At 74.2% G+C, this 12,388-nt stretch carries 8 protein-coding genes and 2 pseudogenes; 4 read left to right on the plus strand and 6 right to left on the minus strand.

All coding sequences use genetic code 11. From position 1 onward, the window contains the following. Positions 1-21: 21 nt before the first annotated feature. The 3 genes and pseudogenes from ACIP67_RS35100 to ACIP67_RS35110 all read left to right on the plus strand — a co-directional run. Positions 22-594: pseudogene (locus tag ACIP67_RS35100) on the plus strand (ABC transporter substrate-binding protein); the annotation flags it as partial. Beyond that, a pseudogene (locus ACIP67_RS35105) lies at positions 570-1,197 on the plus strand (ATP-binding cassette domain-containing protein); the annotation flags it as partial. The pseudogenes ACIP67_RS35100 and ACIP67_RS35105, both read left to right, overlap by 25 nt. Before the next feature lie 342 nt (positions 1,198-1,539). Next, the gene (locus ACIP67_RS35110; protein ID WP_401697316.1) at positions 1,540-2,229 is read left to right on the plus strand and encodes an SDR family oxidoreductase; all 690 of its coding nucleotides are present in this window, start codon (positions 1,540-1,542) and stop codon (positions 2,227-2,229) included. Here the strand turns inward: ACIP67_RS35110 and ACIP67_RS35115 are convergent. The 6 genes from ACIP67_RS35115 to ACIP67_RS35140 all read right to left on the minus strand — a co-directional run bounded on the left by ACIP67_RS35115 (position 2,165) and on the right by ACIP67_RS35140 (position 11,924). Continuing rightward, positions 2,165-4,039, minus strand: a complete 1,875-nt coding sequence (locus tag ACIP67_RS35115; RefSeq protein ID WP_401697318.1) for an ATP-binding cassette domain-containing protein — start codon at positions 4,037-4,039, stop codon at positions 2,165-2,167. The two genes, ACIP67_RS35110 and ACIP67_RS35115, sit on opposite strands and share 65 nt — an antisense overlap. Positions 4,040-4,357: 318 nt before the next feature. Next, positions 4,358-5,974: an ATP-binding cassette domain-containing protein gene (locus ACIP67_RS35120; protein WP_401697320.1), complete on the minus strand. Its 1,617-nt coding sequence runs from the start codon at positions 5,972-5,974 to the stop codon at positions 4,358-4,360. Between the two features lie 378 nt (positions 5,975-6,352). Further along, positions 6,353-6,478, minus strand: a complete 126-nt coding sequence (locus ACIP67_RS35125) for a SapB/AmfS family lanthipeptide (protein WP_389518227.1) — start codon at positions 6,476-6,478, stop codon at positions 6,353-6,355. 108 nt (positions 6,479-6,586) lie between these two features. Next, positions 6,587-9,154 (minus strand): class III lanthionine synthetase LanKC, encoded by a 2,568-nt coding sequence (gene lanKC, locus ACIP67_RS35130; RefSeq protein WP_401697322.1) that lies wholly within the window; start codon positions 9,152-9,154, stop codon positions 6,587-6,589. 347 nt (positions 9,155-9,501) lie between these two features. Beyond that, positions 9,502-10,590 (minus strand): GNAT family N-acetyltransferase, encoded by a 1,089-nt coding sequence (locus ACIP67_RS35135; protein ID WP_401697324.1) that lies wholly within the window; start codon positions 10,588-10,590, stop codon positions 9,502-9,504. Positions 10,591-11,012: 422 nt separating this feature from the next. Further along, complete coding sequence (locus ACIP67_RS35140) at positions 11,013-11,924, minus strand: ion transporter (protein WP_401697431.1); 912 nt, start codon at positions 11,922-11,924, stop codon at positions 11,013-11,015. Positions 11,925-12,216: 292 nt separating this feature from the next. Here ACIP67_RS35140 and ACIP67_RS35145 point away from each other — a divergent pair, with 292 nt between their 5' ends. After that, positions 12,217-12,378 carry a twin-arginine translocase TatA/TatE family subunit gene (locus ACIP67_RS35145; RefSeq protein WP_401697326.1) on the plus strand — a complete coding sequence of 54 codons (162 nt, stop codon included), beginning with the start codon at positions 12,217-12,219 and terminating at the stop codon, positions 12,376-12,378. Positions 12,379-12,388 lie beyond the last annotated feature (10 nt).

Genomic DNA, 12,388 nt, shown 5'->3' on the forward strand with positions numbered 1-12,388 from the left:
CGGACCGGCGAGCATGACGCCGTGGTCCGGCACCCTTCCCCCGGCTCCGGCCGGTTCACGGCCGACGACTCCGTGCTCGGCGTGGCCCTGGTCTTCCCCCAGCAGGGGCCGGCGGGGATCTTCGGGCCGGCCTGCGAGCTGTGCGCGCTGCCGGCGGTGGAGGAGGTCCCCCGGGCGGGCGGGGTGCTCGGCCGGGAGCTGCGGTTGCTGCCGGTGGACGGCGGGGCGCCGCCGCGCGAGGTCGCCGACCGGGTCGAGGCGCTGGTGGACCTGGGCGCCGTACAGGGTGTCACGGGCCGGCACATCTCCTCGGTGCGGCAGGCGCCGGCCCCGACGATCGCCCACCGCGTGCCGTACGTCTACACCGCGCTGTACGAGGGCGGCGAGCACACGGCCGGGGTGTTCCTGACGAGCGAGACACCCCGCGAGCAGTTCCGGCCCGCGATGGTGCTGCTGGCGCACGAGCGGCGGATGCGCCGGTGGTTCGTGGTCGGCAACGACTAGGTGTGGCCCCGGCGAACGGCCCGCGCGGCGCACGCGTACGCCCAGGAGGCGGGCGGCCGGATCGGCGACGAGGTGTACCTGCCGCTGGGCCCAACGGCGCCGGCAAGACCACCCTGGTGGACGCGGTCACCGGGCTGGTGCGGGCCCGGGGGTCGGTGCGGTTCGGCGGCGCGGAGCTCCTCGGGCGCTGGCGAGGACATCACCCGCCGCCCGCCCCACGCACGGGTGGCGCGCGGCATGGCGTACGTGCCGCAGGGCCAGCAGGCGTTCCCGCACCTCACGACGGCGGAGAACCTCCAGCTCGTCGCGGACGGCCGCAGGCGGGGCCGGGAGGCGGTCGCCGAGGCCCTGGACCTGTTCCCCGCGCTCCGGGCGCTCTCCGGCCGGCGCGCGGGCCTGCTCTCCGGCGGCCAGCGCCGGCAACTGGCCATCGCCCGGGCCCTGGTGACGGAGCCCCGGATCCTCCTCCTGGACGAGCCGACCGAGGGAATCCAGCCCTTCGCCGAGATCGAGGAGACGGTCCTCGCGCTGGCCGCCCGCGGCGGTCCGTCGGTCCTCCTCGTGGAGCAGCACGTCGGCTTCGCGATGCGGGCGGCGCGGCGGTACTACGTCCTGGAGGCGGGGCGCGTCACCTCGTCCGGCACGGGCGGCCGGGAGTCGGAGGCCGCCGTCCGTGAGACGCTCAGCGTGTGAACGCACGGCGGCGCCGGGCGCGCGGCGGTGTTCGCACGTCTGCCGTGGCTCGGCCCGCCGGCGTGCGGGCGCGTGAACGCACGGCGGCGGTGCCGGCGGCAGGCGTCCGACGGCGTCCCGCGGCGCCGCTCCGTGCTCTGTGCTCTGTGCTCCGTGCTGTGCTCCGTGCTCCGTGCTCCGTGCTCTGTGACGGAGAGCCCTTGTCGCTGTGGGCGGGGCGGCCGAGGGCCTCACCCGCGGTGAGAACGCACCCCACCTCGCGCCGGCCGCGCACGCCGCACACCCCCCGAACTCGCCCGCTCTCCAGGGCATGGGATGGTGATTTTGGGTATGTATCAGGTTATGGGAGTTCACCTCATCACGGGTGCCGGATCGGGTATCGGCGCGGCGGTGGCGGCGCTGTTCGCCGCGCGGGGGCAGGAGTTGTGGCTGCTGGCACGGGACGAGGCACGCGCGGAGGAACTGCGCGCCCGGTTCCCGCGGAGCCGGACGCTGGTGGCCGATCTGTCCGCGCCGGGGGCGATACGGGACCGGTTGGCGGCGCAGGTGCTGCCCGAGCGGCTGGACTCGCTGCTGCATGTGGCCGGGGTGGTGGAGTCGGGCCGGGTGGAGGAGTTGAGCGCGGAGGTCTGGCAGGACACGCTCGCGGTGAACCTGATCGCGCCGGCGGAGCTGACGGGACTGCTGCTGCCCGCGCTGCGCGAAGGCCGGGGACACGTCGTCTTCGTGAACTCGGGGGCGGGGGTGCACGCGCCTCCGCGCCTGAGCGCCTACGCGGCGTCCAAGTTCGGTCTGAAGGCGCTGGCCGAGTCCCTGAGGGCGGAGGAGTACGCGCACGGGGTCCGGGTCACCACCGTGTACCCGGGGGAGACGGACACGCCCATGCAGGTCAGGCTGCACCGGCAGTTCGGTCTCCCCTACTCGCCGGAGGCCCACATGAGTCCCGCGTCGGTGGCGGCCGCCGTGCTCACGGCGCTGGATCTGCCGCGGGACGCGACGATGAGCGACCTGATGCTGCGCCCGGGCTGCTGAGCCCGTCCCCGGTGCGGTCGGCCCCGGCCGCACCGGTTCCCCAGTGGCCCACCAGGTCGGCGTAGAGCGGGACTTCGGCCAAGAGCGTGTCGTGGGTGCCGGCGCACGCGCCGGCCCCGTCCAGGAGGAGGACCCGGTCCGCGCGGCGGGCCAGGGACATGCGGTGGGCGATGGTGACGACGGTGCCGGGCCGGCGTCGGAACGCCTCCTCGACCTGCCGCTCGGCCGCCGCGTCGAGGTGCCGGGTGGCCTCGTCGAGGACGACCAGCCGGGCGTCGGAGAGATAGGCGCGCGCCAGGGCGACCAGGGCGCGTTCCCCGGAGGAGAGCGCGGCCGGGTCGACCGGGCCGTCGACTCCCCCGAGCCGTGCGGCCAGGGCGTCCATCCCGAGGGCCGCCAGGGCGTCGGCCAGGACGTGGTCGGGGGTGTCGGGCGCGTGGTAGCGGAGGTTCTCCCGCAGGGTGCCGGCGAACACGTAGGGGTTCTGCGGCACCAGGACCCGGGCGTGTGCCAGGTCGTGCCGGGCGACGCGGTCGAGGGGCGCGCCGCCGAGGACGGCCTGTCCACGGTCGGGCGGCAGCATGCCGGCGAGCACCTCGGCCAGGGTGGACTTCCCGATGCCGGAGGGGCCGACGACCACCAGGTGGTCGCCGTCGGCGAGGGACAGATCGATGCCGTCGAGGACGGGTTCGGCCTCCGGGCCGTAGGCGAAGACGATCCCCGACAGCGCGGCCGACCCGTCCGCGGGCCGCAGGGCGGAGCGGGGGGCGGGGGGCGGCTCCGGGCGGCGGGCGGCCTCGGCGAGCCGTTCGGCCGCCACGGCCAGCCGCAGCCAGGAGGCGCCGAGTCCCTGGACCAGCAGGCGGATCGCGGGTTCCAGGGTGGCCAGGACGTAGGCGAGCACCCCCACGATCTCGCCGGCGGTCATGCCGCGGGCGTGCAGTCCCGGCGCGGCGAGGACGACGAGCAGGAGGGGGCTGTGCGCGCCCAGCGCCACGATCAGCCGCCGCACCGCGGACACGGAGGCGAGGGCCCGTGAGGTGCGCAGGTGGTCCCGGACGGCGTCGAGGGCCTCGCGTTGCGCGTGCTCGTGGGCCCCGCAGGCGACGATGTCGCGCAGGGCGGTGACGGTCGCGACCGTGCGCCGTGCCAGCGTCTCCTCGGCGTCGAAGGCCTCGCGCTGTCTGCGGACGGTCGCGGGGGCGAGGACGGCGAAGAGGCCGAGTGCCGTCAGGAGAGGGGCGGCGACGAGGGGGACGGCGGCGGGGGCGAGGACGGCGGTGCCCGCGACGACGGCGGCCACCGTCAGGACGAACTGCCACAGCAGCATCAGCTGGCCGGCGAGCGCGTCCCGGACGGCCTCCACCTGCCGGGTGAGCCGGGCGACGGCGACGGCCGCGCAGTCGTCCCGGGCGGCGCCCGGTGCCACCGCGCGGTGCAGGGTGCCCGTGACGACGTCGCGCAGCAGCCGGTCCCGCAGCGGTTCGACGATCTCGGCGAGCCAGGGGTAGGTCTGCCGGCCCGCCCAGGCGCCGCCGAGGGTGCTCAGGGCGAACAGGCCCAGCCCGAGGGCCGCCGTGCGGGGCCGGTCCATGAGGAAGCCCCGGTCGACGGCGAGGGCGAGGGCCTTGCCGGAGACGAGGGCGGGCGCGGCGGAGAGCAGCGTCCACCAGGTCAGCCGGAACGCGGCGGCACGGCGGTGGGCGAGGGCGTCGCGGACCAGGCGCAGGGCGGTGCCGTGGGCCGCGGTGAGGGACCGGGCGGGCGGGCGCGGGACGGGGCGGGGTGGGCCGGTGGTGCGGTCCGCCATGGGCGTGTGTCCTTTCGTCATCGGTGCTGCGCGTCGGTCCTCCACGGCGTCGGTGGGCGTGGGTCCCCCGCGTCGTCAGTGGGCGTCGGTCCCCCGCGTCCCCGGTGGGCATGGGTCCCCCGCGCCGTCGGTGGGCCTCAGTCCCCCGCGTCCTCGGTGGACGTCGGTCCCCCGCGTCGTCAGTGGGCGTCGGTCCCCCGCGTCCCCGGTGGGCGTCGGTCCCCCGCGTCGTCAGTGGGCGTCGGTCCCCGCGCCGCCGGTGGATGTCGGTCCCCCGCGTCCTCGGTGGACGTCGGTCCCCCGCGTCCTCGGTGGGCGTCAGTCATCCGCGTCCTCCGTGCCGCGGAACATGCTGCGGTAGGTGGGTACGGCCCACAGTTCGTGGTGGGGGGCGAGGGCTCTGACGCGTCCTTCGTGCAGCCAGGCCACGAGGTCCGCGCGGGCGGCCGTGGCCGTCCGGCGCGTCACCACCAGGCGTGTGCGGTCTCGGTGGGAGTCGTCCAGGGCGCGCAGGACGGCGGCCTCGGTGGCGGAGTCCAGGCTGGAGGTGGCGTCGTCGAGGACGAGGAGCCGGCTGTCGCGGGCCAGGGCGCGCGCGAGTCCCAGGCGCTGCCGCTGGCCTCCGGAGAGGGGCGCGTCGTCGAGGAGGGTGTGGTAGCCGGCCGGCAGGCGGCGTACGAAGGCGTCGGCCTGCGCGGCTCGCGCGGCCGCACGGACCCGGTCCTCGGGGAGCGGGTCGGCGGCGGCGCGCAGGGCGTCGAGGACCGTGGGACCGGTGAGGTGCGGGTCGCAGAAGGCGTAGGCGACGGCGGCGCGCAGGTCGGTGGGGCCGATCTCGTCCAGGGGTGTGCCGTCGAGCAGCACGGTGCCCCGGTCCGGGGTCAGGAGGCCGCCCGCCACCGCCGCCAGGAGGGACGTGCCCGCGCCGGAACGTCCCACGAGGGCGACGCAGCTCCGGGCGGGCAGGACGAGGTCCAGTTCGTCGAGGACGGTGCCGCCCGGGGTGCGCACGGTGATCCCGCGCAGTTCGACGCGTCCGGGTCCCGCCGGCAGGCCGCGCAGGCCAGGCGGCTGCCGGGGCACGGCGAGAACCTCCAGGACGCGCCTGCGCCCGGCCCGGGCGCGCGCGAGGTCCAGGAGGCTCTGGGCGGTGCCGAAGCCGCCGAGGCCCAGCGTGGCGTAGCCGAGCGCGGCGACGAGGTCTCCGGGGCCGAGGGCGCCGGTGGAGAGTTCGTAGCCGGCGACGGCGATCACGGTGATCTGTGTCGCGGGGGCGAGCAGGCCGGTGGACCAGGCGACGCGGCGCTGACTGTCCCACAGGGCGCGGCCGTGCCGGGAGAGTTCCGGGACCGGTCGCAGGACCCGCTCGATCTCGCGGTCGACCGTTCCGGCGGCCGCGATGGTGCGGTGGCCGGCCAGCGCGTCCAGCAGCCGGGCGGCGACGGCGGCCTGCGCGCTCTGGTAGCCCTCGCCCCGGCTGACGGTGCGCCGCAGATGGCGGCGCAGCAGCAGCCAGCCCGCGGGGGCCGTGACCAGGAAGGCGGCGGCGAGTTCCGGCGCGAGCAGTCCCAGCGCGAGCACGGAGCCGGCGGCCATGGCGAGCTGGGCGACGGCGTAGACGGCGGCCTGGACGCTCAGTCCCGCCTCGGCGGCGCTCGCGGTGAGGCGGGCGACCAGGTCACCGGTCGCCGTCCGCCGGGCGGGATAGGGGCCGGCGGCCATGATGTGCCGCACCAGGGCGGCGCGCAGCCGTGCCGTCGCCTCGGCGGTGGCGCGCGGACCCGCGTACTGCGCGAGGGTCTCGGCGGCCGTGAGCAGGCCGAGGGTGACGGCGAGCGGGACGAGGCCCTGGCCGGCGCCACCGGACAGGGCGTGGTCGACGGCCGCGGCGAGGACGGTGGGCAGAACCAGTGCGGCGACCGAACTCGTCGTCACCGACAGGGCGAGGAGGGCGGGCCACCCCCATGGCCCGGCACCGTCCCGTGGCCCGGCACCGTCCCGTGGGCCGACACCGTCCCGTGGCCCGGCACCGTCCCGTGGCCCGGCACCGTCCCGTGGCCCGGCACCGTCCCGTGGGCCGCTCCGCGGCGTTCGGCCGCCGCGTGCGGCCCTGCGGAAAGCCGTACGATCGGTGGTCCCGCTCCGCTGCGGCTGCGGTCGGTGGTCCTGTCCCATGCGGGGCTCCTGCGGGCGGGGGGCGGGCGGTCGGCGGGGCGGCACGAGAACGCCGGCCCGGGCTGTCCCTCAGCCCGGGCCGGCTCTTTTCACCAGGTCATCCGAGCGCGGGGCGGACGGACGGCCCGGGCCGTGCGACTACAGGCACAGCAGCGTGCTGACGGTGCTGTTGGTGCAGTTGACGACGGAGAGGGAGCTGAGCACCGACAGGTACTCGGTGGTCTCCTCGGGGGTCTCCAGGGCCTGCAGGCTGAGGATGGACATGGTGCTCTCCTGTCACTGGTGGTGCTTTCCGGCGGTCGCCGGAAACTCTGGGCGCGACGGTGTACGTCGCGGGGAGAGGTGCTGCGGTGCTGCTTCCCGCCGCGGTGGTCAGGGCGTCCGCGGGACGGCGAGGGGCGCGGGCGCCGCGACCCGTCGGCCGGTCCAGAAGGGCAGCCCCGGGGTGTCGGCGAGGGCCGACCCGAGGGCGAGCAGGATGCCCGCGGATCCGGTGGCGAGGTCCATCGACAGGCGCAGGAGCTGCTCGCCGGGGAAGGCCGCGTGCCCCTGATGGGGGACGAGGTGCCAGACGAGGCGCCGGATGTGCCGTCGGATCACCGGTCGGTGGACCGTGCTGCCGTCCTGGAGCAGGTGGAGCAGCAGGATCAGTCCGGCCCGCCCGTTGAACAGGCCGGGCTGGACGATGAACTCGGGCTCCGCGGCCCCGCGCATCTGTTCCAGGCTGCGCTGTCGCTCCGGGTCGGGGCGGTGGCGCAGTGCGGTGTGGAGGACGGCGGCGATGCCCGCGCTGCCCGACTCCAGGTACGGCAGCACCCGGCTGCCGTCGTCGACCTGGAGGGTTCCGTCGTCGCCCAGGACGCAGCGGGCGAGGTCGAGGCCGAGGGCGTGTTCGGCCGTGTCGAGCAGGCCCGTGTCGCCGGTGCTCTCGTACAGGGCGAGGAAGAGCAGGGCCGCCCCGGAGGGGCCGTGCAGGAGGCCGGGACGCCGGCCGGGTGCCGGGCCGCCGGAGCCGGCCTCCAGACGTGCGGCGAGTCGTTCGGCGACGTCGACGGCGGCGGCGTGCAGGGAGGCGTCGGAGGTGGTGCCGGCGAAGTGCAGCAGCGTCAGTCCGATGCCGGGCAGTCCTCCGGCGAGGTCGCCCCCTTGGCCGTCCAGCGGGTCCTTGAGGAGCCGGTCGAGGAGGTTGTGCGCCTGCCGGGGGTGGCCGAGACGGTCCAGGGCGAGGGCCACGCCGTGGGCGCCGGTGTAGAGGCCGGGCCGGCAGGGCTCGCGGGCGACGGCTTCCAGGAGCCATTCGACGTGGCCCGGGTCGACGGGGGCGCCCACGGTGTGCAGGGCCCACAGCACGCCCGCCGCGCCGTAGGCGAGGCCGAGTCCGTCATGGGTGAACTGGCTGGGGTCCCCCGGGAAGAGGCGGTCGGTGCGCTCCGGGGTGGCGCTGGCCGTGATCGCCGCGGCCATGGAGTCGCGCAGCGCCGGCCAGTCCGCGCGGTCGCCGCTGAACAGCGCCGCCGGATCGTCGGGTTCGCGGGACGCGGGGGGTGGTGCGGAGGGCCGGCCGTGATCCGGTCGGGCGGGCAGTCCGAAGCGTCTGGAGGCGGCCCGGGTGAGCTGGTCGCGTTTCCCCGGGTCCAGCGAGACCAGCTGGAGCAGCGGCATGAAGATCCACAGCCGGAGGGCGTCCAGCGCGTACTCGTCGATCGCGTAGCCCTCCAGGTCGGCGGGGGCCGCGAAGCCGGCGGCGCCGAGCCCGGGTCTGACGAAGTCGTCGGCCGGCGAGGCGAGTTCGAAGTCCACGAAGCACACCCGTCCGTCCGGGCGGACGATCAGGTTGCGCGGGTGGAGGTCCCCGAAGACGACTCCGCGGGCGTGGATGGCGCGCAGCCCTTCCTCGATCCTCGCGAGGACGGCCAGCGCCTCCTCCCGGTAGGCTTCCACCGTCTCGGGGGCGGGGTCGGGATGGACCAGGGGGTAGCGCCGCCCGAACCATCTGTTCAGGGGCTCGCCGGGCACGTACTCCTGCACCAGGAAGTGGTGTTCCCAGGCGGTGAGGTAGCCGAGGGCGGCCGGTACGGCGGGTACGCCCTCCAGGCGCCGCAGGATGTCGTGCTCTCTGCCGAGCCGGGACACGGCGTCGTCGCCGCGCTGGTCGAGGCCGGCGTGCGGGCGGGCCTCCTTGAGGACCACCTGGTCGCCGCCGGCGGCGGGCCGCGCGATGTAGATGCCCCCGCCGTTGGAGAAGTGCAGGGCTCGTTCCACCGTGTACGGGAAGTCGGCCGTGCTCGTCGCGGCCCGGTCGGCGAGTGCCTGCGCCAGGACGGCCGGTACGGGAGCCCAGTCGGGCACCTCGAACACGGCGCGCCGCACGTCCGGGCGGAGCCGGCCCGACGGTTCGCGCAGGGCGAGGACGAGTTCACCGGTCTCCGACCGGCAGAACTGCTCGGTGAAGCCGCCGTAGCGCAGGTACAGCGGTCCGTTGCGCCAGCGCAGGTCGCTGAGGATGTACGGTCCCCGCTGGCCGGCGAGTGCCTCGTCGAGGTCGGTGAGACATCGTTCGAGTTCGGTCTCGTCGACCGGGTACAGGGTCATGAACTTGCCGCTGGACCCACGGGAGGCGTACTTCGCGTTCTGCGTCTGCACCAGGGCCGGGCTGCGCAGGAACTTGTAGGCCACGCGCTGCCGGACGCAGTACGCGCCGACGACGGACAGGATGTGCTCCGCGTTGTCCATGCAGGCGGACACGTGGATCTTCCAGCCCTGGTCGGGCAGCTCGACGTCGGCGGGCCGGCGGCCCACCCACACCTCCCTGGCGGAACCCAGCCAGCCGAGCGGTAACGATTCGCCGACTGCCGAGAATTCCTGGACGGTCGCCCAGCGGACCGGCGAGTCGTAGAACATTTTGTCGGCGTACGAATACGCCTCGTAGCGCATGTCCATAACACTCCCCCATCGCAGCGACAGTCGTTTCCCGGACGGATTCATTGAGCGCGGTTCCCGTCCCACTTCCTGGCGGAGTGATACGCTGACCGCTTTTTGTCCTGCGGTGTGAAGGTAAGGTACGCCCGGCTCGGGCAGGCAGGGCGTATTCAGCGCGCACATCGGGGCGCGCGAAGCCCGACGCCTCACCGCCGCGCCCCTCAATTGCACCGCGCATATGCGTTCGACCCTCCGTCTGAACAGTTCGACGAACGCCATTCCTTCGAACTCGAGTACCGTGCATATCTCCCGACCTCGCTCGCGCGCCCACCGATTTCCCCGCGGTACGTCGGCCGCCGCCGCCCGGGTCAGCGTTCCCGTACGGTTCCTACGGCCCGGAGGGTGCGTACCGCCGCGCGTTTCAGCGCGGGCTGATCACGCAGCACCCCGTGGACGAACCTCTTCGGTTCGCGGCGCAGCCAGTGCAGTACCGCGCCCGGACCGGGTGTGCGCAGGGCTCCTTCGTGGACCACGAGGTCGCCTGTTTTGAAGGAGTTCTTGTACGGGGCGTCGCCCCTTCCGAAGTCGACCAGGTGGATGCCGGACGCGGCGGCGGCCTCGATCATGCGCAGGTAGAGGATGCGGCCGGGCGAGAACGTGGCGACGGTGCGGTCGTAGGACGGGAACCAGCAGGAGAGGACCGTGCGGGAGCGGAGGCCGAAGTGGGCGGCGACGGGGGTGTCGGCCGCGTAGAGCACCGACAGGATGCCGGAGCAGTCGGGTGAGGTGGTGCCGGAGAGCAGGTGCACCAGTTCGGTGATCCACCGCTGGGCGAACGGATCCCGGCGTCCCGTCCTGCGGTACTGGGCGGACTTCCACGCGATGAGGGTCCGCAGGGCCGCCGGATTCCGCTCGTCGTGGACGAAGCGCAGCGGACCGAGGTGCCGGCTCATGCGGCGTTCCTGGGCCAGCGTCGCCTTGAGGAAGCTTCGCGCCTGTGTGCGGAGGTGGGTCTCGTACTGCTCGAAACCGTCGGTCAGGTCGACGACGGGTGAGGCGAACTGGCCCGTCGCGTAGGGCAGGAAGATTCCCTGGCCGCTTTCGAGGTGGTTGAAGTCCCAGGCGTTCAGGGAGCAGGCGCGCATGAGGTGCTGCGGGTCCAGCCGTACGCCGTCGGGATGCAGGATGGCGCCCTGGCAGTCCGAGACACCCAGGCCGACCGCGCGGCCGTGGCCCCATCGTCCCCGTTGGTAGGGGAAGTAGCCGACGGGTTCCGGCTTCCGGCGCAGGACCGCCACCCGGGTGTCGGTCCGTACACGGCCGACGGCGCGGGTGAACTGCGCGGTCATGAAGGGGTTGGCGAAGGCCGCGGTCGCGGTCCGCAGCTCGTTCCAGAGGCCGAGGTCCCCCGGTGTCAGGTCGTCGGGGTGCACGACGTCGATACGCGGTGCGTTCATGGGAGCTCCTGCTGTCGCGGGGTGACGAGTGGCCCGGCCCGGCCGGGTGGTGCGCGCGGGCGACCGGCTCAGCGGGCGGTCGCCCGCGGGTGGGGGACAGGCGTGTGCCGACGGGCCCGTAAGGGGTCGCCGAGCTGTTCGGCGGTGCCGGAGCGTGGCGTCACGTACGGCACCGCGGCCGTCCGGCGGACCATGCCGTGCGCGCGGGAGCCGGGTGAGAGCCGGCGGTCGCGCGCGCCGTCGCCGATACGGCGGGGCCTGTGGCCGGCAGCACTCCCGGGCCGGCCGTGTCGCCCGCGGGCGGACGGCCGGGTTCGAGGGGAGGCGGTGGGTGCGCGGTCATACTCGTCCATGGTCGACGAGACGTGTGACCAGCACCTCGAAACAGAGAAACTGCGGTATATGAACGTTCGGTCGGGTGGTCACATCCGCGGGTGAAGGGGCCCCGGCGGCGCGCTCGCCGTCTCCCGGGAGGGCGGAAGGCTCGCTTCGAGGTCGTCGAGGGCCGCTCTCGCCGCGGCGATACGGGCCCGCAGTTCCTGGTCCGGGGCAGGCACCGGCTCCGCGCCGTCGGCGGTCTGCTCCCGTTCCAGTTCGCGGGCCTCCTCCAGGGAGCTGATGACGACTCCGATGAGGACGTTGACCAGGACGAAGGAGGCGATCAGGACGTAGGAGGCGTAGTAGACGATGCTCCAGCGCGATATCGCCAGTCCGGCGTGGACCGCGTCACCGAGGCCGTCCAGGGTCATCAGCAGGAAGAGGGTGAGCACGGCGCGGCCGATCGAGCCGTACTGCTGCGGGTCCTGTCCTCCGAAGAAGACCCAGCCGACCATGGCGTAGACGTACAGCAGCAGGGCGCCCACCAGCAGGAAGCTGACCGTGCCGGGCAGGCTGCGGGCCACCGCGACCATGACGATGCGCAGTTGGGGCAGGAAGCGGGCGGTGCGCAGGACGCGGGCCAGGCGCAGCAGGCGCAGGACGGTGGTGTTCTCGCGGACGACGGGCAGGACCGCGCAGGCCACGATGGCCAGGTCGAACAGGTTCCACGGGTCGCGGAAGAAGTCGCGGGGACGGTCGGCGTGGGCGCAGGCGCGCAGGAGTATCTCGGCGGTGAAGGCGGCCAGGCAGAGGTGTTCGGCGAGGCGCAGCCAGCGGTGCCAGTCCTCGACCAGGCCGTCGTAGGTCTCCGCGCCCAGCAGTGCGGCGTTGGCGAGGATCAGGGTGAAGACGGTGAGGGCGAACCAGCGGGCCTCGGTGACGGCGCGGGCCCGTTCCGCCAGGGCGCTGCGGGCGGGTCGGGGCGCGGCGCCCGCGGATGCGGGGCGGTCGGTCATCGTGCTCAATCTGCTCCTCGGCACAGTGGGCCGTGCCCGCCGGTCACGGCGATCGGCGGGCATGCTCAGCGATCTTGCTCAGCGATCATGCTTCAGGACAGATTTCTACAGCACTGTAGACAGGTGCGGCCAAGTCGCCCACGGCCGGAGGGCGGCGAACCGGCAGATCATCAGGGGCACTTGTTGAACGATCGCCCCCGAGCGATACTTCTACAGACCTGTAGATATGCTCGGGTCGCCGGTGGGCACGCCGTGCCGGTCGGGTGGGCACCATCGAGAGAAAGCGGACCAGATGTTCGGCCTGAGCGAGCTTGCCGTGATCCTCATCGTCATCGTCGTGTTCCTGGGGATCAGGAAACTGCCGGAACTGACGCGTTCGGCGGGCGAGGCGGCACGCATCTTCAAGAGCGAGGCCAAGGCGCTCAGGGAGCAGGACGCCCCGCCCCGCTCCTGACGGCTCGGTC

The organism is Streptomyces sp. NPDC088812 (assembly GCF_044750285.1).
Classification (GTDB): Bacteria; Actinomycetota; Actinomycetes; order Streptomycetales; family Streptomycetaceae; genus Streptomyces.